General features: G+C 62.0%; 20 protein-coding genes and 1 riboswitch. Of the genes, 1 reads left to right on the plus strand and 19 read right to left on the minus strand.

Annotated elements, in window-relative coordinates; all coding sequences use genetic code 11:
* Position 1: 1 nt before the first annotated feature.
* From C4N04_RS10415 to C4N04_RS10430, 4 genes are all read right to left on the minus strand, one after another.
* A complete protein-coding gene (locus C4N04_RS10415) occupies positions 2–1,315 on the minus strand; it encodes a cytosine deaminase (protein WP_096764358.1) in 1,314 nt (437 codons plus the stop codon).
* A complete protein-coding gene (locus C4N04_RS10420; RefSeq protein ID WP_106795984.1) occupies positions 1,315–2,151 on the minus strand; it encodes an ABC transporter permease in 837 nt (278 codons plus the stop codon). Before C4N04_RS10420 ends, C4N04_RS10415 begins: the two co-directional genes overlap by 1 nt.
* Positions 2,151–2,975 (minus strand): ABC transporter ATP-binding protein, encoded by an 825-nt coding sequence (locus tag C4N04_RS10425; protein ID WP_106795985.1) that lies wholly within the window; start codon positions 2,973–2,975, stop codon positions 2,151–2,153. Before C4N04_RS10425 ends, C4N04_RS10420 begins: the two co-directional genes overlap by 1 nt.
* A gap of 72 nt (positions 2,976–3,047) precedes the next feature.
* Positions 3,048–3,998, minus strand: a complete 951-nt coding sequence (locus C4N04_RS10430) for an ABC transporter substrate-binding protein (protein ID WP_225881407.1) — start codon at positions 3,996–3,998, stop codon at positions 3,048–3,050.
* Between the two features lie 247 nt (positions 3,999–4,245).
* Between C4N04_RS10430 and C4N04_RS10435 the strand changes: the two genes are divergently transcribed.
* Positions 4,246–5,196 (plus strand): LysR family transcriptional regulator, encoded by a 951-nt coding sequence (locus tag C4N04_RS10435; protein ID WP_088686153.1) that lies wholly within the window; start codon positions 4,246–4,248, stop codon positions 5,194–5,196.
* Between the two features lie 19 nt (positions 5,197–5,215).
* Here the strand turns inward: C4N04_RS10435 and C4N04_RS10440 are convergent, their stop codons facing one another.
* The 15 genes from C4N04_RS10440 to pobA all read right to left on the minus strand — a co-directional run bounded on the left by C4N04_RS10440 (position 5,216) and on the right by pobA (position 23,668).
* Entirely contained in the window at positions 5,216–6,013 is a 798-nt protein-coding gene (locus C4N04_RS10440; protein WP_088675100.1) for a creatininase family protein, read from the minus strand.
* Positions 6,014–6,198: 185 nt separating this feature from the next.
* Positions 6,199–8,010, minus strand: coding sequence for an allophanate hydrolase (gene atzF, locus C4N04_RS10445; protein ID WP_106795986.1), 1,812 nt, complete (start codon positions 8,008–8,010; stop codon positions 6,199–6,201).
* Positions 8,010–11,549, minus strand: coding sequence for an urea carboxylase (gene uca, locus C4N04_RS10450; RefSeq protein WP_106795987.1), 3,540 nt, complete (start codon positions 11,547–11,549; stop codon positions 8,010–8,012). Before uca ends, atzF begins: the two co-directional genes overlap by 1 nt.
* 2 nt (positions 11,550–11,551) lie before the next feature.
* Complete coding sequence (locus C4N04_RS10455) at positions 11,552–12,202, minus strand: urea amidolyase associated protein UAAP2 (protein WP_106795988.1); 651 nt, start codon at positions 12,200–12,202, stop codon at positions 11,552–11,554.
* 10 nt (positions 12,203–12,212) lie between these two features.
* The gene (locus tag C4N04_RS10460) at positions 12,213–13,034 is read right to left on the minus strand and encodes an urea amidolyase associated protein UAAP1 (protein ID WP_009993031.1); all 822 of its coding nucleotides are present in this window, start codon (positions 13,032–13,034) and stop codon (positions 12,213–12,215) included.
* Positions 13,031–13,855, minus strand: a complete 825-nt coding sequence (locus C4N04_RS10465; RefSeq protein ID WP_039621948.1) for an ABC transporter ATP-binding protein — start codon at positions 13,853–13,855, stop codon at positions 13,031–13,033. Before C4N04_RS10465 ends, C4N04_RS10460 begins: the two co-directional genes overlap by 4 nt.
* The gene (locus C4N04_RS10470) at positions 13,852–14,670 is read right to left on the minus strand and encodes an ABC transporter permease subunit (RefSeq protein ID WP_039621946.1); all 819 of its coding nucleotides are present in this window, start codon (positions 14,668–14,670) and stop codon (positions 13,852–13,854) included. Before C4N04_RS10470 ends, C4N04_RS10465 begins: the two co-directional genes overlap by 4 nt.
* A gap of 57 nt (positions 14,671–14,727) precedes the next feature.
* Positions 14,728–15,801, minus strand: coding sequence for a putative urea ABC transporter substrate-binding protein (locus tag C4N04_RS10475; protein WP_106795989.1), 1,074 nt, complete (start codon positions 15,799–15,801; stop codon positions 14,728–14,730).
* A 73-nt stretch (positions 15,802–15,874) separates the two neighbouring features.
* A riboswitch (guanidine-I (ykkC/yxkD leader) is annotated at positions 15,875–15,988 on the minus strand.
* Positions 15,989–16,594: 606 nt separating this feature from the next.
* Complete coding sequence (locus tag C4N04_RS10480; RefSeq protein ID WP_106795990.1) at positions 16,595–17,422, minus strand: VCBS domain-containing protein; 828 nt, start codon at positions 17,420–17,422, stop codon at positions 16,595–16,597.
* Between the two features lie 330 nt (positions 17,423–17,752).
* Positions 17,753–18,469: an ABC transporter ATP-binding protein gene (locus C4N04_RS10485; protein WP_106795991.1), complete on the minus strand. Its 717-nt coding sequence runs from the start codon at positions 18,467–18,469 to the stop codon at positions 17,753–17,755.
* Positions 18,450–19,214, minus strand: coding sequence for an ABC transporter ATP-binding protein (locus C4N04_RS10490; protein WP_077990433.1), 765 nt, complete (start codon positions 19,212–19,214; stop codon positions 18,450–18,452). The genes C4N04_RS10485 and C4N04_RS10490 overlap by 20 nt, the downstream gene beginning before the upstream one ends.
* A complete protein-coding gene (locus C4N04_RS10495; protein WP_106795992.1) occupies positions 19,211–20,215 on the minus strand; it encodes a branched-chain amino acid ABC transporter permease in 1,005 nt (334 codons plus the stop codon). The genes C4N04_RS10490 and C4N04_RS10495 overlap by 4 nt, the downstream gene beginning before the upstream one ends.
* A 1-nt stretch (position 20,216) precedes the next feature.
* The gene (locus tag C4N04_RS10500) at positions 20,217–21,080 is read right to left on the minus strand and encodes a branched-chain amino acid ABC transporter permease (RefSeq protein WP_097604040.1); all 864 of its coding nucleotides are present in this window, start codon (positions 21,078–21,080) and stop codon (positions 20,217–20,219) included.
* 66 nt (positions 21,081–21,146) lie between these two features.
* Positions 21,147–22,319: an ABC transporter substrate-binding protein gene (locus C4N04_RS10505; protein WP_106795993.1), complete on the minus strand. Its 1,173-nt coding sequence runs from the start codon at positions 22,317–22,319 to the stop codon at positions 21,147–21,149.
* A gap of 176 nt (positions 22,320–22,495) precedes the next feature.
* Positions 22,496–23,668 (minus strand): 4-hydroxybenzoate 3-monooxygenase, encoded by a 1,173-nt coding sequence (gene pobA / locus C4N04_RS10510; protein ID WP_106795994.1) that lies wholly within the window; start codon positions 23,666–23,668, stop codon positions 22,496–22,498.
* Positions 23,669–23,700: the final 32 nt, after the last annotated feature.

Consider the following 23,700-nt stretch of genomic DNA (forward strand, 5'->3'; position numbering starts at 1 on the left):
GTCAGGCTCCAACGACGCTGTCGAGTTCACGATAGTCCGGCAGGCTGCGGTCGATCACCTTGCCGCGGCGAAGGACGACGCGGTCTGACTGCGGACGGGAAAGAAATTCGCTCCAGCGCCTGGCGCTGAAGAGCACGAGATCGGCCGGGGCTCCGACGGCGATGCGGCCCATATCGGAGCGGCCGAGAATATCGGCGGGCGAAGTGGTGACGATGCGCGCGGCCGTATCCAATGGGTGATCGAGATGCAGGATGCGCACCGCCTCGCGGAATACCTCCACCGGGTCCAGATCGCCGTAGGCGTAGAAGGGGTCGCGAGTATTGTCGGAGGCGACCGCCGTTGCCACACCGGCCGCGGCCAGTTCCTTGAAGAGAGTAATGCCGCGCCAGCGCGGTGTCCGGCCGGGGTAGCGGTCCTGCAGATACATGTTGCACATCGGCAGCGAGACGATGGAAATGCCGGCCTTTGCAACGAGCTCGACCGTGCGCTTTGCGGCCTCCTCGTCCTGGCGGGCGAGCGAGCAGCAATGGCCGGCCGTTACCTGGCCTTCGAACCGGTTGCGCAGCACGGCCTCGGCAATCGCCTTCAAGGTCTCGGCAGCGGGATCGTCGGTCTCGTCGACGTGGAGGTCGACATCGAGGCCGTTGTCGGCGGCAGCCCTGAAAAGCACGTCGAGCTGGCTGTCGAGATCGGCGGTCATCCGGGTGACGCCGCCGATCAGTCCGCCTTTTTCGCGTACGACAGCAACCAGGTCGGCGAAAAAGGCCGCATCCGCCATATTTTCCATGGGGAAGAGCGCTACAGCCTGCAGCGCGATCCGGTCCTTCCATGCCTCGCGCATCTCGGCAAAAACCTCGAAGGAAATGCGGTGCTGCGGCGCCAGCGAGTCGAGATGCGTGCGGATCAGGCTGGTGCCGTGCGCATAGGCCGAGCGCAGCGAAAATTCCATGCGTTTCCAGACATCCGCCGCTGACCAGTTCGCTTCGCGGTCCGTGCGCACGGCCTCCAGCGCGCCCATGAAAGTGCCGTCCGCATTGGCGTTGCGCGGCCAGATATGCCCCTTGTCGAGGTGCGTGTGCATGTCGGCGAAACACGGCCAGACCATGCCCTCCTTCAGGTCGGATCTCGCGAATTCCGCCGGCGTTCCGCCCGCCGGCAGCAGTGCGGAGATGACGCCATTGGTGATGACGATATCGGCCTTGATCAGACCTTCGACGGCAGGCGCGTCAAATCCGACGGTGGCGGCGGCGGGAAGCGTCGCGTTGCACAGTGCGAAGCGGCCGGCATTGGGCGGAGAGATGAAGGGATAGGTCATCAGTTTTCCCGTTTCAGGCTGCTCTCGTGCCAGCGGTGCAGGGCAAGCCAGGAAATGAACGAGGTGAGGGCAAAGATCGCGACGCCGAGAAGCGAAAGCATCAGCAGCGCGGCGAAGAGGCGGGGGATGTTGAGCCGGTACTGAGCTTCGAGAAGCCGGAAGGCGAGCCCGGAACCCGCACCCGCCGATCCTGCCGCAAATTCCGCGACGACGGCGGCAATCAGCGCCAGGCCGCCGCCGATCCTAAGGCCTGTCATGAAATAGGGCTGGGCGGCGGGCAGCTTGAGATAGAGCAGTGCCTGCCAGCGGGAGGCGCCGTAGAGTTCGAAGAGATTGATGAGATTGTGGTCGACGCTTTTCAGCCCCTGGACCATGTTCGACAGGATCGGAAAGAAGGCGACGAGGAAGGCGCAGATCAAAAGCGCCACCTGCGTCGAGGGCGCATAGATCAGGATCAGCGGCGAGATCGCGACGATCGGCGTCACCTGCAGAATGACCGCGAGCGGATAGAAGGCGAGTTCGATCCAGCGCGATTGCACGAGGAAGATCGCAAAGCCGACGCCGCCGACAAGTGCCAGCATCAGCGACAGGAAGGTGATTTTGGTGGTGACCCAGAAGGCGGGCGCAAGCGTGGCCCAGTCGGTCACGAAGGCGTTCGCCACAGCCGCTGGCCCCGGCAGGATATAAGGCGGCACGTCTGACAGTTTCACATAGGCGTACCAGATCAGAAGGAGGAGAGCGATGACGAGCAATGGAACGGCGATCCGCAAGGCGAGATCGCGGCGCCTGGCGCTCGCGGCATCCGGATGGGGCGATGCGCCGGTCTCGTCGCTCATCAATGATCTCCAGCCGAATTGATTGCGCCGATGAGCGAATGGGAGACCGTCTCGCAGGCCTTCCTGTATTCTTCGGAACTGCGGTAATAGGCATCGCGCTCCAGGCTGGTCGTTAGCGGGACGTCTGCGTGCACCCGGCCGGGCCTTGCCTTCATCACGACGATGCGGTTCGAGAGATAGGCCGACTCGAAGACGGAATGGGTGACGAAGATGACGGTGATGCCGGTCGTCTTCCAGAGCCGCAGCACGTCGTCGTTGAGCTTCTGACGGGTGATTTCGTCGAGTGCGGCGAAGGGCTCGTCCATCAGCAGAAGTTTCGGTTTCGTCACCAGCGCGCGGGCGATCGAGACCCGCATCCTCATGCCGCCGGAAAGTTCGCGCGGATAGGCCTTGGCGAAATCCTGCAGACCGACCGTGGTCAGTACATCCATGATCCGCTTGGAGGCTGCCGCTTTCGAAACACGCCTCAGCCTCAGCGGCAGGTGGACATTGTCGAATACGTTCTTCCAGGGCATCAGCGTTGGCTCCTGGAAGACGAAGCCGATATCGCCCTCCGGCAGGCCTTTCGAATTGATGCGCGAACTCGGCCAGTCGATCGCCCCCGATGTCACGTCGCCGAGGCCGGCGATGATGCGCAGCGCCGTCGACTTGCCGCAGCCGGAAGGGCCGAGGAGGCTGACGAATTCGCCGCTTTCGACGGTGAGCGACATGTCCGAAAGTGCGACGGTTCCGCTGGAAAAGACCTTCGAAACCGAGCGCATGACGACCAGTGGCCGCTTGCGCGTCTCTTGCGGGAATACGGCCTGGGCTTCTGCTAACGGCATTGCCTGTCTCGTTCATGCGGGAAGTTGCAATCCGCCGCGACCCGCGGCGGATCATTGGGGGGTGCGGCCAGCCTACTTCTTCATCGCCATGCCGGTGCTCTTGCAGACGAATTTCGTCGTAAACGCCTTGGTGTAATCCGTCTCCGGCTTGAAGACCTTGATCGCGACCATCTCTTCGAAGAACGCCTTGTAATGGGCATCGGTGATGCAGCCGATGCCCTTGTCCAGGCTGTCGCCGGACTCGATGATGCCGTATTCCTTCATCTTGGCGATCGAATAGGCGATCTGACCATCCGTCATTTCAGGATTATCCTTCTTGATCAGTTCGTTCGCCTTGCGGTTGTCGCCGTAGAGATAGTTGTACCAGCCCTCGATGGAGGCATCGACGAAGCGCTGAACCACATCCGGCTTACTGTCGATCATCGTTTGCGTCGTGGTGATCATCGTCGAATAGGGAGAGTAGCCGTTGTCGGCGAGCAGGAAGACCTTAGGTTCGAAGCCGGCCTGCTTCTCAATCTCATAGGGCTCCGAGGTGAGGTAGCCTTGCTGCGCGGACTCCTTGTCCGCGAGGAACGGAGCCGGGCTGAAATTGTAGGGCTTGTATTGCTCGTCCTTGAAGCCTTTGAAATTCGCCTTCATCCATTCGAAATAGGTGAGGTAGCCGTCCTTGCCGAGAAACAGCGTCTTCAGCTTCGCGAGGTCTTCGAATTTCTCGATGCCGGCGTCCGGGTGGGCGATCAGCACCTGCGGATCCTTCTGGAAGATCGCCGCGACATCGACGAGCGGAATGCCCTGTTCGACGGCCGAGATTTCGCCCTGCGGGCCGCCCATGTAGAAGTCGATCTTGCCGGAGATCAAAAGCGCGCTGTTTGCCGCGTTCGGGCCGCCCTGCACGATGGTCACGTCGAGGCCGTGTTTCGCATAGGTGCCATCGGCGACCGCCTGGTAAAACCCACCGTGTTCGGCCTGGGCTAGCCAGTTCGTGCCGTAACTCACCTTGTCGGCCGCATGGGCGGAGGCCATGGCGGCAAGCGCGCCGCCAAGACCGGCAAGTGCGGAAAGGCCCCAGTTCTTCAGTGCATCGGCCATGATCTGCGTTCCCCTTCTGAGCGCGGAACGCCCATCGCGACGTTCCATTTTCCTCATAGGAGCGGTTGCGTTGCTCTTTGAAAAGCATCAAATTTCGTGCGCGATGATGCCTTTTCGGCATCTCAGCGAAAGCCTGTGCCTAATTTGTGCGTCTGCTTTATTTTTATGCAACGAGGTTGCGATGCTGCATTCCAGAAAGCTTATCTACATCAATGAGATCGCCCGCACCGGCTCGATCCGCAAGGCGGCGGCGCGGCTGAACGTGGCGTCGTCGGCGATCAACCGGCAAATTCTTGCGCTGGAGGAGGAGATGGGCGCGCCGCTCTTCGAGCGCCTGCCGCGCGGTCTGCGGCTGACGGCCGCCGGCGAACTTTGCATCGAACATATTCGCGAGGTGCTGAAGAATTACGAGCGGCTGGAGGGGCGCATCCGCAGCCTGAAGATGCAGCAGGCCGGCAAGGTCCGCATCGTCACCACGGTTGGCCTGGCGGCAGGTCCGCTGCCCGACATCATTGCCCGGTTCCAGTCGGAGCATCCGCGTGTCTTCATGCAGTTGCGCAACGACGCCGGTACGATGACCGTCAACCCGGTGATCTCAGGCGAGGTGGATATCGGCCTTGGCTTCAATATTCCGGCAACGCCCGGCATCCGGACGCTTGGCAATTTCGACATTCCGATCGGTGTGGTTTTGCCCCCCGGTCACCACCTGATCGGGTCCGGCCCGATCAACCTGGCGGATATCGTCCAGGAGCGCCTGGTGCTGGCGCAGCAAGGCACCAGCCTGCGCGATGTGATCAATCTGGCGCTCGCGCGCCTCGACGTGCATGTCGAGCCGGTGCTCGAAACCAATGCCTCGGAGATGCTGAAGAAGCTGGTCAAGTCGGGAGCGGGGCTGACGATCCTCAATCCGCTCGACGTCATCACCGAATGCCGCCAGGGCGAGTTGGTCTTCCGGCCAATCGCGGAGCCGCATGCCCGCCACCAGCCGATGAAGCTTTTTGCCCGCGCCCGCGCGCCGCTCGATTCCGCGACCAGTCTCTTCGTCGAATATCTCCTGGCTGAACTCGCCGGTCTGGTGGAGGAATTGCAGGCCAAAGGCCACATCGCGGCGGAAAAACCCGCAGCGATGTGAGCGGTGCCGCGGCGCAGACCTATCTCGAATAGAGATTGGAAAGCGGGTAGCGCTTCAGGTCATGGAGCAGTTCGATGAACCCTTTGACCTGGTGGCGGCAGATCGCTTCGCCCTTCTCGGCGGTGCCGAGCGACGCGTCGCCGACGACGCCGTTGGGATTGAGGTCGTGGGCGATCCAGGCGAGCGAATGCGGCGGCAGCGGCTGGATGTATTTCGATTGCCCGCGCATCCACTCCGCCTTCGAGGTGAAGTTCTCCGCCCTGTCCATCCGCACCAGGTCCGGCCGGAAATGGAGCATGAGCGAAGTTTCCACCTCGCCGCCGTGGATGCCGTATTTCAGCTCTTGTTCGCCGATCATCCCCTCCGGGTGTCCAAAGCGGCCCCATTGCGTGGAGACGACGGCCATCTGGTGACGCACGCGCAGTTCGCGCGCGACGATGCTCATGATATCGACGTTGCCGCCATGAGAATTGACGATCACCAGCTTGCGGATGCCGGCTTCGGCCACCTTGGCGCCAATCGCCGTCCAGACCGGAATCAAGAGTTCTGCGCTGAGCGACAGCGTTCCCGGCCCATAAACGTGTTCATTCGCCTTTCCGATCTCCTGCGTCGGCAGAACAAGGAAATCGAGATCGGCGGGCTTCTGCTTTCGAAGCTCAGCCAGCATGCCGTTGGCAATTGCAACATCGGTCGCGATCGGCAGGTGCGGACCGTGCTGTTCCGTAGAGGCGATCGGAAGGATGGCAATGGTCGTGTCGGGCGAAAGGCCGGCGAAATCGCCGGTATTGAGTTCGTTCCAGTAGAATGGCATCGCCATCGCCGCACCTCTCGTTGCTTTCAAGCAGTGAGTAGGGAAAATTAGTGCGCGCGAAAAGCATCAATTTGCGGCCGGACCGATGCCTTTTTGAGGCTTGTTCGCCGAGATCGCGCAGGTCCTGGCAATGAGACCCCTCAGAAGAAGCTGTGCTGCCTTCGATAGAAATCCTCGCATCCTCTCTCCCTTCACGCCACCGGACTGATTGAGCGAACATAGTTGCGCCAGCCGCCGAATTCGGTGATCTCCCGGCCGCCCGTGACCGCATGCGCCTCGCACAGGAATCCCGTGATGCAACTCGCGTCGTCGAGCGTGATCTTGCCGACGCCGAGCGGCGCTGGAATGTTCTGGACAAAACGGGCGAATGCGGCCGGTGGCAGCGCCCAGATCTCGATCTCCACGCCATCGCCGGCAAAGGCCGGATCGCGCACCAGCCCGGGCTTGGGCGGGATCGTGCCGGGGAGGGCAAAGAGGCGGTAGCTGCCATCCGTTCGTCCCGTTCTCAACCTGTATCCGCCCGTTCGCGTCAGTTCGTGGTTCAGCGGCATGTCAGTCAGATGGGCACCGACGACGACGATCGGGACGAAGTCGTCGGCCGGCGGTGAAACGCGGCTTTCCTCTGGCAGCGCTATGTTGCGGTCCCTACCCATTCCCGCTTCCGCCGTGCGGTGCAGGGCGTCGGCAAAGGGCGCCAGCGCATCATCGGTGAAGGCGGGTCCCACCAGCATCACGCCTGCAGGCAGATGACGGTCTGCGTCAAAGCCGGCGGGAATGGCGATCGCCGCGCAATCGAGCAAGTTCGCAAAATTGGTATAGCGGCCGAAATGGCTGTTCTTGACGATCGGGTCCGCCTGCATTTCTTCGACGCTGTAGGTGGTGGGGGATGTCGGCAGCATCAGGAAATCCACCTTCTCCCATTCGGCCCTTGTTTTCTGCCGCAATGCTTCCAGCCTATAGCGGCCCTCAAAGGCGTCGACGGCATCGTAGGCCTTTGCCCCTTCGATGATTACTCGCACCGTCGGGTCGAAGTCGCCGTCATTCGTTGCCAGGAATTCCTTGACCGCCGCCAGCCGCTCGGCGACCCAGGGGCCATTGTAGAGCAGCTCGGCCGCCTGCCGGAAAGGCGCGTAGTCGAAGGGCACGATCACCGCACCCAGCGACCGCGCCCTTTCGATTGCCGCGTCATAGAGCGCCTCCACCTGCCTGTTGCCGTAAAATTCCCGTTCCGCACCATCGAGGACACCGATGCGCGGGCGCGTCGACGGCAGGCTCGCCGGTGTGGCTTGCCGTGAAAACGGATCCCGGGCGTCATAGCCTTCCATGATCCCGCGGATGGCGATGCCGTCGCCGACCGTCGCGGCGAAGACGGTGACGACATCGACGCTGCGGCAGGCCGGCACCACGCCGACATTGGGCACCAGCCCCGGCGTCGGCTTGATGCCGACGAGGTTGTTGAAAGCGGCCGGCACGCGGCCGGAACCGGCCGTGTCGGTTCCGAGCGAGAAGCTTGCCAGACCGGCCGCCACGGCGACGGCCGAACCAGAGCTGGAGCCGCCGGAGACATAGTTGCGATCGAAAACCGAACGCGGCGCGCCGTGCGGCGAGCGCGTGCCGTTCAGCCCCGTTGCGAACTGGTCGAGATTGGTCTTGCCGATCACGAGGGCGCCGGCCGCCCGCAACCGTGCAACCGTTGTCGCATCCGCCTGCGGGTGATAGGCGAAGGCTGGGCAGGCAGCCGTCGTCGGCAGGCCGGCGACATCGATATTGTCCTTGACGGCGAAGGGAATGCCCCAGAGCGGCAGGCTGTTCGGTTCGGGCGCGCGGGCCACCAGCTCGCGGGCGGCGGCGCGTAATTCTTCCTCGGGCGTCATCGTGATGAAGATGGCCGGATCGTCGGACGCACTGCATCTTGCGATGACCTCTTCCACCAGCTCGAGCGGGGACAGGCCCGCCACATAGGCGGACCGCAGCGAGGCAAGATCAAGAATGGTGGGGAGCATTAGATTTCCTCCAGAATGACCAGCACATCGCCGGCTTTGACATTGCGACCGGGGCCGGCGCGCAGATCGCGGACGCGGCCGCCGGCATGTGCGGTGACGTTGATTTCCATCTTCATGGATTCGATGATGGCCAATGTGTCGCCGGCGGCCACCGGCTGCCCTTCTTCGACGAGGATCTTCCAGACGTTGCCCGGCACGGCGCTTTCGACACCGAAGCAACCCTGCGGTATCTCGCCGGTAAGGCTGGCGCCGGTGCTCTCATCGACGGTGAAGCTGTCGAGGCCGAGTTCCTTCCAGCGTTGCCGCTCCGTTTCGAATGCAGCCTGCTGCCTCGCTTTAAGGGCGCCTATGGCGGCGGCCTCGCGGGCAATCCCGGTCTCATAGGCGCCATAGGAGAACTCGCTTTCATCTATCCTGACCGGATATCCTCCGTGCGGAAAGGCGGCGCGGGCTTCGGTCAGCTCTTCGTGGCTGACGGGGAAGAAGCGGACCTGATCGAAGAAGTCGAGCAGCCACGGCTTGTCCTTGGCAAACACCGGCGTCTGCCTCCATGTATTCCAGACCTGGATGGTACGCCCGAAAAGCTGATAACCGCCAGGGCCTTCCATGCCGTAGATGCACATGTAGGCCCCGCCGATGCCGACGGCATTTTCCGGCGTCCAGGTACGGGCCGGATTGTATTTTGTCGTCACCAGCCGATGGCGCGGATCGACCGGTGTCGCGACCGGTGCGCCGAGATAGACATCGCCGAGCCCAAGCACGAGATAGCTGGCGTCGAAGACGATATCGCGCACCGCCTGTTCATCCGGCAGACCGTTGATGCGGCGGATGAACTCGATGTTATCAGGGCACCAGGGCGCGTTTGGCCGCACGAGTTCCTGATATTTGCGCATGGCGAGCTCGGCATCCGGGTCATTCCAGGAAAGCGGCAGATGGACGATGCGGCTCGGCACCTTGACGTCTTGCGCGGCCGGCAGGCCCGCCTCGATCTCTGCCAGGAGGCCGAGCAGGCGCTTGCGGGTCAGTGTCGTGCCGTCATAGTGGATCTGCAGCGAGCGGATGCCGGGCGTGAGATCGATGATCCCGGGCAGCCGTGCCTGCGATACGGCTTGCATCAGCAGGTGCACCCTCAGCCGCAGGGCGATGTCGAGCGTCATCGGTCCATATTCGACGAGCAGATTGTCGTCGCCCTGGCGGCGATAGACGACGGGGACCGGGCCGTCGTCGCGCTTGCCGATGATCGGCGAGCCCGCCTCCTCCCTTGCCCGATGCACGACTGGGCCGGCGACCGGATCTTCTGGCCGCACGGCGGGATGAAAGCGGATCCGGTCGCCAGGCTTGAACTGACCCATCTTCCATTGCTCGTCACGGGCAATCACCGCCGGGCAGACGAAGCCGCCGAGGCTCGGCCCGTCGGGCCCGAGGATGATCGGCATGTCGCCCGTGAAGTCGATTGCGCCGATGGCGTAGGCATTGTCATGCAGGTTGGAGGGATGAAGGCCAGCCTCGCCGCCGTCGCTACGCGCCCAATTCGGCGCGGGGCCGATGAGGCGCACCCCCGTGCGGGCGCTGTTGAAATGCACCTCGTAGCTCGTCGAAAACAGCGTTTCTATATCGCTGTCCTGAAAGAAATCCGGCGACCCATGCGGACCGTAGACAACGGCGACATCCCATTCCCGCGTCAGTTCAGCGGGCTCCGTCGCGGGCATCGGCGGCTCGGCCGCGGCCTTGCGGGCAAGATGCAGAACGTGGCCGGTCTTCAGCGTGCCGGTGGCGTTGCCGCCGAACTGGCCGAGGCCGAAGGTGGCGCGGGAGCCGAGCACGAGCGGGGCGGCAATACCGCCTGCGACGGCAAGATAGGCCCTCTGTCCCGGCCCGTCGATGCTGCCGATTGAGAGGATCTGACCGGCGCGGATCGTCACGGCCACGTCATGCGGCATTGTCTCGCCGTCGACGCTCATCGCCATTCTGGCGCCGGCAAGCGCGACCACCGTATCGGTGTGGAACTTCAGCACCGGGCCGGACACCGTCAGTTCCAGTGCTGCAACCGTGTCGCCATTGCCGACGAGGCGGTTGGCGTGGCGGAAGGAGCGCTCGTCCATAGGGCCGCTCGGCGGCACGCCGACATGCCAGAGGCCAAGCCGGCCCGGCAGTTCCTGAATGCTTGATTGGGCGCCGGGCGCGATCACCTCGATGACGTCAGGCACGAAGGAAAAATCGCGCAGAGCCGTCGTCGCCACCTTGCCGCTGGCGAGCAGATCCGAATGGGCGATTGCGCTGAGATAATCGAGATTGGTCTCGATGCCGGATATCGATGTTTCCGCAAGAGCCTTCTTCAGCTTTTCGATCGCCGTCGGGCGGTCTTCGGCGGAGACGATCACCTTGGCAAGCATCGGGTCGTAGAAGGGCGTCACCTCCGTGCCGGTTTCGATCCAGCCGTCGATGCGCGCGTCCTGGGGAAAGACGACCTCCGTCAGCAGCCCAGCGCTCGGGCGGAAGTCGGCATGCGGCATCTCGGCATAGACGCGCACTTCGATCGCTGCACCTTTCGGCCCTAGTGTTTTGGCGCCGGAGAGCACGTCTTCGCCCGCGGCCTGGCGGATCATCCACTCGACGAGGTCGATGCCGAACACGGCTTCCGTGACGGGATGCTCGACCTGAAGACGCGTGTTGACCTCAAGGAAATAGAATTCCTCGCGCAGCGGATCGTAGATGAATTCGATCGTGCCTGCCGATTCATAGGAAACCGAAGCGCCGAGATCGACGGCTGCCTTGTGCAGGCGGCCACGGGTTGCAGCTGAAAGACCGGGGGCAGGGGTCTCCTCGACCACTTTCTGGTTTCGCCGCTGCAGCGAGCAGTCCCGCTCGCCGAGCGCGATGACGTTGCCTCTGCCGTCGCCGAAGATCTGCACCTCGACATGGCGGGCCTCCGCCACGAAGCGTTCTATGTAGACGCGTGCGTCGCCGAAGCTTGCGCGCGCCGTGCGCTGCACGCTCTCGAACGAAGCCCTCAGGCTTTCCGGATCGGCGCAGAGCTGCATGCCGATGCCGCCGCCGCCGGCCGTACTTTTCAGCATCACCGGGTAGCCGATCGCTTCCGCTGCGGAAAGCGCTTCCTCGGCGCTCGACAACAGGCCCGTACCGGGCAGAAGCGGTACGCCGCTCGCCTTGGCGAGTTCGCGGGCCGTATGTTTCAAGCCGAAGGCCGATAGATGCTCCGGCCGAGGGCCGATGAAGGCGATGCCTTCGGCGGCAAGCAGCTCGGCAAAACCGATATTTTCGGAGAGAAAACCATAGCCGGGATGGACGGCTTCCGCTCCCGTCGACCTGCACGCGGCGATGACGGCATCGACATTCAGGTAACTTTCGCCGGCCGGCGGCGGGCCGAGACGGACGGCTTCGTCGGCCATCATCACCGCTTTGGCGAAACGGTCGGCATCGGAATAGACGGCGACCGAGGCAATGCCCATGCGCTGCAGCGTCTTGATGACCCGCACGGCGATTTCGCCGCGGTTCGCGATCAGGATTTTCTTGAACATGATCAGGCCTCGCCATCCCAGATCAGCACCCGGATCGGTGTCGGATCGAAGCCGTTGCACGGGTTGTTGACCTGCGGGCAATTGGAGATGACGCAGAGCACATTCATCTCGGCGACGAGTTCGACATAGTCGCCGGGCGCGGAAATACCGTCGACGATCGTCATCTCGCCGGTCGGCTGGATCGGCACGTTCATGAAGAAGTTGATGTTCGGCACGATATCGCGCTTACCCATGCCGTGTTTCGAAACTTCGAGCAGGAAGTTGTCGCGGCAGGCATGCAGGTATTTCGTGCCGTGGCCGAAGCGCACCGTATTGCTCTCGCAGGAGCAGGCGCCGGCCGAGGTATCGTGGCGGCCGCAGCTGTCGGCCGTCATGGTCAGCATGACATTGCCTTCGCTCGACATGATCTTCGTGCCGATGCCGACATAGGCGGCGCCCTGCATGCGCATCGTGTCCTGGTTGGAATAGCGCTCGGAGAAATCATCGGCGCGATAGAAAAGCGTGTCGATCGCCTGTTGGCCGTAGCTATCCTCGATACGGATGATCTGGCCCTTGCGCACGATGCCGGACCACGGCGCTTCGGCTGCGATGAAGTGATCCTGCGCGGCATTTTCCACGGCGCGGGCAGGGGAGGTCTGGATGAAATCGGACATCGTCTTCTCCTCAGGCCTGCATCAAGGCGTTGTTTTCGAAACCGCGCACCGCTTCGGCGGTTGCCGTGTGGCAAAGATCGTCCTCAGCGGGGACTGCCGCCTTGTAGCGCGTGATGACAACGGGTTTCGGCTGATAGATGGGATCCGGATCGAGCGGATGCGGGCAATTGGAAAAGCCGACCAGCACGTCCATCTCGGCACGGAGATCGACATAGTCGCCGCTGTTGGAACGCTTACCCAGCCAGGCGAAGCCGCCGGCCTCGGCAAGGCGCACGGGTGCGAAGAGATTGAGGATGCCGGGGATATCGCGACGGGTAAGACCGAGCTTGCCGGCGACGAGAATCAAGTTGTCGCGCGTGTTGCGCGTCTTTTCGCCCGGATATTTCGCTGCGTTCGAGGCAGCGTTCGAGCCGCCCATCAGGCAGTCATGGGCGCCGGAACTGTCCTCGATCATCGAGAACATGACGCGACCCATGTCGGAGAAGATCACGCGCCCCTTGCCGAGCGCCGTCGTCCACTGGACCTTGGCGGTATCGACGAGATTGATCCGTTCGCTGCTATCGGCGGCGCTCCAGGCGACGAGCGCCAGGGTGGAATTGCCCTCCGCTTGATCGATGCGGATCGCCTCGCCGCGCGAAACTTTCGTCGACCAATACCAGCCGCCGGGGACGGTTTCCCGGTGGATGATAGCGGCGGCGTCGATGGCCGGCGCCGGCAAGGGGCTGGGGCCGGGCAGCGCCTTGGGGGCGAATTCCAGCCCCTTCTTCTGATGCTCCTCATATCGCGCGCGGTTGGCGGCGATTTCTTCGGGTGAGCGTCCCACATGCATCATTGCATCTCTCCTGATGGTGCCAGGTCGTCCCGGCTGTGCCCCAGGGAAGCGACCGGGCCGTCCCGGTCGGGGCTGAAGATCGATGGCTGGCCGGCAAGGCGCGGCGGCCAGATGGAAATATCCTTGGTGATGGTAGCGCCGTAGCGCTCCCTTTCCTCCGGCCGGTTGCGGCGGCGTTCGAAAGCGACGACGCGGTTCGCAAGCGTGAAGGCTTCGCGCATGTCATGCGTGACCATGACGACGGTCATCTGCGTCTCATGCCAGAGCCGTTTCATCAGCGTGTGGATCTCGGCGCGGATGCCCGGATCGAGCGCGCCGAAGGGTTCGTCGAGCAGCAGCACTTTCGGCTTCATGATCAGCGCCTGGGCCAGCGCAAGGCGCTGCTGCATGCCACCCGAAAGCTGGGCCGGGTATTTGCCTTCGGAACCGGCAAGACCCACCTCGGCGATCAGCCGGCCCGCTTCCTCAAGCGCATTGCGGCGGGCCGCGCCGAAGAGCTTGGCCCTGTAGCGCGCGGCGGAAAATTCCCTGCCGAGCAGCACATTGCCGAGCACCGTCAGATGCGGGAAGACGGAGTAGCGCTGGAAGACGACACCGCGATCCGGCCCCGGCTCCGACGGCAGAGGCTCGCCGTCGAGCAGGATCTTACCCTTCGTCGGCTGCTCCTGGCCGAGCAGCATGCGCAGAAACGTCGTCTTGCCGCAGCCGGAGGGGCCGACAAGGGCGACGAAGGCGCGCGAAGCGACGGTGAGCGACACGTCTTCCAGCACGATCTGGTCGCCATATTCTTTCCAGACCCGTTCGATCTTCAGTTCGCTCATGCCTGCTTCTCCAGCTCCGACCAGGGAAACACGGCGATCCGCAAGCGGTCGAGCAGGGCGTTCATGACCACGGCAAGCAGCGTGATCCAGACGACATAGGGGAAGATGATATCCATCGACAGATAGCGGCGGACAAGGAAGATACGGTAGCCGAGGCCGGAATCCGAAGAGATCGCTTCGGCAGCAATGAGGAACAGCCAGGCGGGACCGAGCTGCAGTCGGAGGCAAGTGATCAGCCGCGGCAGGACCTGCGGCAGCACGATCCGCAGGCCGATCTGCCAGGAGGAGCCGCCAAGCGTCTCGGCCTTGACGATCTGCTCGCGCGGCAGCTCCAGCGCCTTCAGAGCCAGGTCACGGATCATCGTCGGCGCTACACCGATGACGATGAGGGCGATCTTCGAGGTTTCGCCGAGCCCCATGACGATGAAGAGGATCGGCAAAAGGGCGAGCGGCGGCACCATGGAAATCACGGCGATGAAGGGGGCGAGCAGTGCTCGCAGATAAGGCAGCATGCCGATCAGCATGCCGATGAGAAGCGCGATCGCCGTCGAGATGCCGAGGCCGGAGAGCAGCCGGATCAGGCTTGCTCCGGTATCCGACCAGAGCAGATAGTCTCCTGTGCGCTGGTCGGCAACGAAGGCCAGGCGGTTGATCGCATCGGCGAAGCCCGCAAGGCTCGGCAGAAGCTTGTCATTGGCGTTTTCCGCCAGTCGCGCAGCCGAGCCGAAGGCATAGGCAAGGGCAAGCAGCACGAAGGGCAGCAGCGTCAAGGCAAGCTGCGCACCCCGGCTCGGCCTCGTGTTGATCCAACGCATGGGAAATGCTCCGCTGAGAAGGAGAGGAGGCGCGGCCGAACCGCGCCGCCGTTCTGATCAGAGCGAGCCGTCGGCCGCTGACTTCATGTAGGTCTCGGTGAAGCGGAGCTTCACGTTGCCGGTATCACCCAGCACCTTGCCGTCGGGCATCTCAATGCCGATCACGTCAGCAGACGGCGCCCCATTGCCGAGCAGACCCTTCTCGAAAAGGAAGCTGCGGACGAGATCCATGGTCTTCGGCAGGCCGGGCGAAGCGGTGAAGGCAACGGCGTCGGCCGGTTTGTCGAATAGCTTGGTTGCGGCGAGCTGGGCTTCGAAGCCGGCACGGTCGGTGCCGGATGCAGAGCCCATGGCTTCGCGGGCGGCTTTGCCTTCGGCTGTGTCGGCCCGCAGCAGTGCGGCCGTCTCGTACCAGATGCCGGCGAGCGCCTTGCCGAAGTTCGGATTTTCCTTCAGCACGTCGGTGTTGGCGACCATCAGGTCGATGATCTCGCCCGGGACCTGCGAGCTGTCGAAAACCTTCTTGGCGCTGGGATCCTCCAGAATGGTGGAGACGAGCGGATTCCAGCTGACGACGGCGCTGACATCAGGCGTCTTGTAGGCTGCGACCATGTCGGCGTCCGATGTATTGACCACCTTCACGTCGCGCTCACTCAGCTTGATGCTTTCGAGCGCACGGGCGAGCAGATAGTGCGAGACGGAAAACTCGACGAGATTGACGTTCTGACCCTTGATGTCGCCAAGGCTCGGCTTGTCCTTCAGGATCACGGCGTCGTTGCCGTTCGAAAAATCGCCGACGATGACGGCCGTCGTGTCGACCCCGCCGGCGGCCGGGATCGAGAGACCGTCCATATTGGTGAGCGTCACGGCATCGAAGGCGCCCGCCGTATACTGGTTCATCGACTCGACGTAGTCGTTGAACTGGGTGACTTCGATGTTGATGCCGTATTTATCGGCCCACTTCTTGACGATGCCGTGGTCGCTCGCATAGCCCCAGGGCATCCACCCGACATAGATCGACCAGGCGACCTTGAAGCTGGTTTTCGGCGCCGCCCCGGCGGCAGAGCCGAACCCGAAAGCCAACGATACCGAAAGGGCCGCTACGGAAAGAATCTTCGAAAAAGTCTGCATAGAAATTCCCCTTTTGCTTTTTCAAAAAGGGATCGGCAAAGACCATCGCGCCGCCAATCCCTTGGCTTACGAGGTCTCCCGGGCTTTTGTCCCGCCGTGCATCCGGTGGGATTTCTCTCCCAGCCGGTGGTGGCTCTCGGACCAGCACGCTCCCGTACGGAGCGCCGGAACCCTAGCCACCAACTCACAGATATCGAAGCAAGCAGTGTGCCAGATCGTAACTGGTTGATTTATCTCGAAAGGGGATTGCCGGCTTGCTTTCGAAATCGGCTGCATAAGCATTTTGCGCGAAAAATGTGCAGTGTTAGACAAAGGGATTGTGGCAGCGGCCTTCGCCATTGCGCAATGATTGAATGAGCGCTCCGTGACCGCACGATCTCGATTTCCTCAAGCAGATGGCTGAGCGGAATTCAGGCTCCTGAGCTTCAGTTGCCTGGTCTTCCGTTGAAACGCGCGCGTAGGTAACAAGGCTGGCCTTTTTGCCTCGCCAACGCGGGAGGCAGCACTATCTGTACAGCACAAAATGCAATATGGGCATTTTCATTGCCCAAAGATGGGATGCAGCGGCAATAATTAGAGCCCATAAGGCCAGCGAGAACATGACCGCGGCTAACCTGATTCCCATTGACTGCATCATTTCCTCCAACCCAGCATAATCGTCCCTCCTCGGACGATCTAACGCTATCAGGCTGCAGGTGGATCAGCTATCGCAAGAAATCGCTACTGGATCGTCGCTGCAGCGAGCGCTGGAAAAGATGCAATGTTTGGCAATGGGGCGCTCGCTTCCTCTCTCTCAAACGACAAAGTGGAAGTTGTCGTATTGCGCGCCATAATAATCGGGGCCGCTCGTTTCGTTGATGACGGGCTCGGTGTCGAGCACGAGATAGTCGATTTGGCCATAGGCGCTGAGATCAATCACTTGCGGGTCATGAATGCTGTCAGCGGTCACGTTGACCGTAACCAAGAACACGGTATCGCCGTTCAGCCTACCTTCGATCGTCAGAACGTTGTCATAATCGGATGTGCCATTTGCCACGCTGAATTGCTCTATTTGGAAGGTGCCGCCATCGGCGGCCTGGATGGGTGTCCAGAATGCGCCGCCTAACAGATAATGGTTGCCGTCGGCTTCCTTTTGTATCGCTGCATCGTCACCATCGTGCCAAGCGCCCCAATCGAAGCCCTTGTAGCCTGTGGGGAAATCATATTTGCCGACATCCTCGAAATTCACGAAGATGTCGCCACGCTCCGGCAGATCGACAGTGATATTGAGCAAGCCGAAGTCGGTGGCGCCTTTGCCGTCCGAGATCTTGAAATTGAACTGGTCGAGGAGTTGATCTCCAGGGCCGAGCGCTGATACCACCGGATTGGAGTGATCGAGTTCATAGGTATAGTAGCCGTCGGAATAGATGGTCAGCGTGCCGTATTTTCCCTCGATCGTCGTCGTCGTGGCCGGTCCGTCCGGAGTGGCCGGTTGCGGAATTCGCTGCCCGTTGACGAAGTTGAGACGCACAAGATCTCCGTCGGCATCCCTGGAACCGTCCAGGATGTTGCCGTCAACCGGCTTGTCGATGTCGAAAATGGGCTGGTATACGTCCGCTGCGACCGGCTTGTGGTTTGCCATTTCTACCTCCCGTCTGAAGTTCTGTTTAAACATGCAACCCTATCGGGTGCTTGGCAACGAGATTTTGACGAGCGTCCGATCAATTCAGCCTGTAAACCCAACAGACGCAATTTATCTGGAGTTCAATGATCCAAGTAAAGGGAGCGACGCAGGCGTCTATTCCCTTGGAAATGAATATTTATGTCTGTCTTACTCTGATGCCGCTTTGGGGAATGCGGTATTTTCTGCCTGTTCAAGATTTCGTCAATTTCGGCCAGCGGAAATATTTCAGGCAGCGTAATAATGCCGGGCTCATGATGACGTCATCATGACGATACGGCATTGATTGCTTCAATGCAGGCCTCCCACTCCGAGCAGGCTTTCGACGGCTTCGTGGTCCCTGGACAGGTCCGCCGGCGTTCCCGCCCAGGCCAGCCGCCCTCGTTCGAGAATGACGACCTGATCGGCGAAATCCAGCGCGCTCTGGATCCGCTGCTCGACAAGAAGGATGGTCATGTCGCCTGACTTGGCGAGTCCGGCGAAGGCTGCCATCAGTTCCTCGCAGATAACGGGGGCAAGCCCCTCGAGCGGTTCGTCGAGCAGCAGCACGGACGGGCGGCCGAGAATGGTGCGGGCCGTTGAAAGCATCTGCTGTTCGCCGCCGGAGAGCTGGTTGCCGAGGTTGCGGCGGCGCTCCTTCAGGCGCGGGAACAGTGCATAGGCTTCCTCCAGCGCCGTTTTCGGCCGCGCCTTCAAGCCGACGAAAAGGTTCTCTTCGACCGTCAACGTCGGAAAGACGCAGCGTGTCTGCGGCACATAGCCGAGACCCTTATGCGCGCGTGTTGCGCTTGGTGCTGTTGTGACATCCGTATCGCCAAGGGTGATGCGGCCCTCATAGCGTCGGGTCTGACCGGCGAGCGTCGCCAGCAGCGTTGTCTTGCCCATGCCGTTGCGGCCGAGCACGGCGAGCCTTGCGCCTGCCGGCACGGAGAAGGAAATGCCTTCCAACACCCGCGTCGGCCCGTATCCGGCCGACAGATTTTCGACCTTAAGCGACAGGGCTGGCATTGGCATAACTCCCGAGATAGGCCTCGCGCACACGCGCATCCCTGGTGACGTCCTCAGGTCGGCCGTCGAAAATGATCGCGCCGGCTGCCAGCACGATGACGCGTTTGGCAAAACGAAAGACAAGATCCATGTCGTGTTCGATCATCAGCACGGCGAGATCGGCGGGCAGATCGGCCAGCGCTTGCTCGATGCGGCCGGTATCGCTCTGCGGCACGCCGGCGGCCGGCTCGTCGAGCAGCAGCACCTTCGGTTTCAGCGCCAGAGCGACGGCGAGTTCCAGAAGCCGCTGTTGCCCATAGGCAATCTCGCTGACCTTGCGATGCATCAGCGGCGTCAGTCCGAGCTTTCCCAGGAGGTCGTCGATCTCGGCCATGACATCGGGCATCGAGAGGAAATTTCCGAACATGTTCCAGGTCTTTCCGTCCCGCTGCAGGACAGCGAGCCCCACATGTTCGGCGGGCGTCATGTCCTGGAAAAGCCGTGTCACCTGAAAGGAGCGGACGAGGCCGCGTTTGACCCTGCCGATCGCATTGACTGCCGTCACCGTTTCGCCGCCAAGGCGGACCTCGCCGGAATCGGGGGGGAGATTGCCGGTGACGAGGTTGACGAAGGTGGTCTTGCCGGCGCCGTTCGGGCCGATCAGCGCGACGCGGTCGCCGGGCGCCATCGCCAGCGAAACATCGTTGGTGACTGCAAGGCCACCGAAGGCTTTCCGGAGATTGGCGACTTCGAACACATGGCTCATGAGCGCTGCTCCCTGCGGCGGTCAATGAAATTTGCGGCCGTTCCGTAAAGCCCTTTCGGCGCGAAGAGCACGACGGCGATCAAGAGCGCACCGACCATGGTCAGCCAGTGGAAGGGATTGGCGGCCGAGACATAGTCCTCGAAGAGCATGAAGATGATCGTGCCGGAGAGCGCCCCGAAGAGAGATCCGGTCCCACCGAGCACGAGCATGACAAGCGCCTCCGCCGACTGCGTGAAGGACAGGCTGTCCAGACCGACGACCTGCGTCGAGATCGCGTTCAAGGCGCCGCCGACCCCGGCAACCGCGCCCGAGATGGCGTACATCCTGATGAGCGCGCCCTTCGGCGAACCACCCATGGCGCGGATACGCAACGGGTCCTGCTTGATGGCGCGGCAGAGCATGCCGAAGGGTGAACGCACCAGCAATCTCAGCAGCACGAAGACAACAAGCAGCAGCGTCATTCCGAAAAAGAAGGCGGTGCGGCCATAAAGATCGAATTCAAAAAAGCCGAGGACCGGATCGGGCGCGATGCCGGAAAGTCCATCGCTGCCTCCTGTCCATGAGGAGGCCTTGTTGGCGAATTCGTGGAAGAGGTGGATGAGGGCAATCGACAGCACGAGCTGCGGCAGGCCATGCGCGCGCAGAATGATCGCGCCGCTGAGCAGTCCGGAAGCTACGCCGCCGGCAATGCCGGCAAGCAGCATCAGCAGCGGATCATTGATGCCGCAATGCGCCGATAGGATGCCGGCGGCATAGGCACCGGAGCCGAACAGGGCTGCATGGCCGAGCGTTGCAACGCCGCAATAACCGGTCACGAGATCGAGCGAGAGCACGAGCAGCGCGATGGTGATCATCCGCGTCAGAAGCGCGAGATTATCAGGGAAGGCGAAATAGCCGATGGCGGCAACGGCGATGATCACCATGATGCCGGCGAGATCGCGGCTGACATAATTGCGCCGTTGCTGGAGGCGTCCGTTTTCGTTGTTCAACACAAGCGCCATCTCACTTCGCCCTCCCGGCAAGGCCGCGCGGGAAGACGCAGATGATCGCGATCACGGCAAGATAGAAGAAGAATTCCCCGAACTCCGGCATCAGATAGCGGCCCGTCGTATCGATCGCGCCGAGCAGCAGGCAGGCGATCAGCGCGCCGGGAATGGAGCCGGCGCCGCCAACGGAGACGACGACCAGGAAAGTCACCATGTAGCGCAGCGCGTAATAGGGTTCGACCGGCAGGAGTTCGGCGCCGACCACGCCTCCGAAGGCGGCAAGCCCGACGGCGATGGCAAAGCTCACCGCATAGATGATCTCGGTGCGTACGCCGAGTGCCGCCGCCATCGCCGCATCATCAACCGAGGCGCGCAGCTTGACGCCAAAGCTGGTCCTTTCGATCGCGAACCAGAGCGCCAGCGCCACGGCCAGGCCGCAGAGGATCGCGAAAAGCCGGTGAACGGGGATGGTGCGAAAGCCGAGATCGGCCGAACCCTGCAGCGCCGCGGCAAGCGGTATGGTCTTCAGCGTTGGTCCCATGAGGTAATTGGCGATACCGATGATGCAGAAGGTGATGCCGATCGTCATCAGCACCTGGGTCAGTTCCGGCGCGCCGTAGATCCGGCGATAGAGGAAGCGCTCGAGAGGGATTGCAATGATGATCGTAGCAACCACGGCAGCGATGATTGCCATGGCATAACCGAGGCCGAGGTCACGTGCGGCATAGGAGGCGATGTAGCCCCCGATCATGGCGAAGGCGCCGTGCGCGAGGTTGACGACGCGCATCAGCCCCATGGTGACGGAAAGGCCGATCGATATCACGAAGAGCACCATGCCATAGGCAAGCGCGTCGACGGCTATGCTGAAGACTGTCTGCATGGAACTACCTGCTTGAATGCGACGGACCTGGGATTCCAAGTCCGCCGCATGTTCTGACGCCGGATGTTACTTGGCCGCTGCGAGGCCCGGATCGCCCTGCTTCTCGAATGTCTGGACCTCCTTGTTGATGTAGGTCCCGTCGTCGGCCTTGGCGACTTCGCGCAGATAAATGTTCTGCGTGATGTGGCGGCTTTCCGGATCGATCGAAACCGGGCCGCGCGGGCTCACCCAGGCAAGGCCCTTCACCGCATCGACAGCCTTTTCGGCATCCTGCTTGCCGCCCGTCGCCTCGATCATCTTGTAGATGACATACATGCCGTCATAGGCGCTGACTGCGGGGAAGGAGAGTTCGGCCTTGTTGCCGATCGCCTTGGTGGCCGCCTCGACGAAAGCCTTGTTTTCGGGCGAGTCGTGCGACACGGCATAGTGGAAGGTCGTCTGGATGCCGAGTGCGGCATCACCGAGCGCCGGCAGGTCGGATTCCTGGGTCAGGTCGCCGGGCGCGAAGAACTTGATGCCGGCAGCCTTCAGACCATTCTCATTATAGGCTTTGACGAAGCCGAGCGTCGTCGGTCCCGACGGCAGGAAGGCGAAGACGCCCTCAGCGCCGGAATCCTTGATGCGCTGCATGATCGGGCTGAAATCGTTGGTCGCAAGCGGCATGCGGATGGCCTCGACCACCTGACCGCCGGCCTTTTCGAAGCCGGTCTTGAAGGCATTCTCGGCATCGACGCCAGGGCCGTAATCGCTGACGACCGAGATTACCTTCTTGACGCCGGCGTCGAAGGCGACCTTGGCGATCGGCGTCGAGGTCTGCCAGGTCGTAAACGAGGTGCGCACGACGAGCGGGCTCTTGGTGACGATCGCCGAGGTGGCGGCGTTCATGATGATCATCGGCACATTGCCCTGCTTGAGGATCGGTGTCACCGCCATGGCGTCGGGGGTGAAATAGAAGCCGGCGAGATACTGGACCTTTTCCTTGACGATCAGTTCCTGGGCAAGCGCCTTGGATTGGGCAGGATCGGCCTGCGGCACGTCGCGATAGGCGATCTCCACCGTGTCGTTGCCGACCTTGCTGCCGTTAGCGGCCATATAGGCGTCAATCCCGGCCTTGAAGTTCTTGCCCTGAAGCGCGAACGGACCGGAGAATGGGCCGATGACGCCGACCTTGATGGTGTCGGCATAGGCGCTCGTGCCGATGGCGATTGCCGCAGCGGCGGCCAGAAACAGCTTCCTCATTTTCTCTCTCCCTTTTCGGCGTACTCCGGCGCCGTATTGAATTTCATGTTAGCTTCTCATGCGAAATGGTGATGTAAAATGAAATAAATCCCCAAACACATGATTTCCTGGTTATGGTTCTGCGTCCCGAGCACTCGGTGGTTCTGCGGATGCGCGCAGCCTTCATCCGCAATCCTTCAGAATGGCAACCCCACATAATTTTCGGCAAGGACCGTCGAGGCGGCGCGGGAATGCGTGAGATAGTCGAGCTCCGCCTCCTGAATCCTCTGATCGAAATCACCGGTATCGGGGAAACGATGCATCATCGTCGTCATCCACCAGGAAAACCGCACCGCCTTCCACACACGGGCAAGTGCAACCTGCGAATAGGCGTCGATGCCATGATCCGAGCTTTCGCGGTAATGCTCGATCAGCCCGGAGAAAAGGTAATGCACGTCACTGGCCGCAAGGTTCAGCCCCTTGGCGCCGGTCGGCGGCACGATATGGGCGGCGTCGCCGACCAGGAAAAGCCGGCCGAAACGCATCGGCTCGGCGACGAAGGAGCGTAAAGGCGCGATCGATTTCTCGAAGGACGGCGCGGTTTTCAACGCCTCGGCGTGATGCGCCGGCAGGCGCCGTCTGAGCTCGTCCCAGAAGCGGTCGTCGCTCCAGTCCTCGACCCTCTCGTCGAGCGGGCATTGGAGATAATAGCGGCTGCGTGTCGCCGAACGCATTGAGCAGAGCGCAAAGCCCCTGGGATGGTTGGCGTAGATCAACTCGGCGCTCACCGGCGCCACGTCGGCAAGCAGACCCAGCCAGCCGAACGGATAGACCTTCTCGAAACTTCGGATCGCCCGTTCCGGGACGGCTTTGCGGCTCGCGCCATGAAAGCCGTCGCAGCCGGCGATGAAATCGCAATCGATGCGCCTGGCAGCGCCGTCCTTTGTATAGGTCACGAATGGAGAGCGGCCATCGAAACCATGCGGCGTAACATCGGCGGCATCGTAGATCGACAGGCCGCCGCTTGTTTCGCGCTGCGCCATCAGATCGCGCGTCACCTCGGTCTGGCCGTAGACAGTGACGCGCCGGCCGCCGGTGAGTTCATGCAGATCGATGCGATGGTCGCGTCCGTCGAAAGCGAGGGAGAAGCCGTCATGCGGCAGGCCTTCGGCATGCAGTCTCGCTCCGGCTTTGGCCTGGTCCAGCAGCCCGACAGTGCCTTCCTCCAGAACGCCGGCGCGCACCCGGCCGAGGATGTAATCCTTGTTGACGCGATCGAGAATGACATTGTCGATGCCGGCTTCGGTCAGAAGCTGACCCAGCAGTAAGCCGGCTGGTCCCGAACCGATGATGGCGACTTGAGTTCGCAAATGCTTCCTCCCAGCTTTTTGCGTTTTATCAG

Source organism: Rhizobium sp. H4 (assembly GCF_003013335.1).
Taxonomy (GTDB): domain Bacteria; phylum Pseudomonadota; class Alphaproteobacteria; order Rhizobiales; family Rhizobiaceae; genus Rhizobium; species Rhizobium sophoriradicis.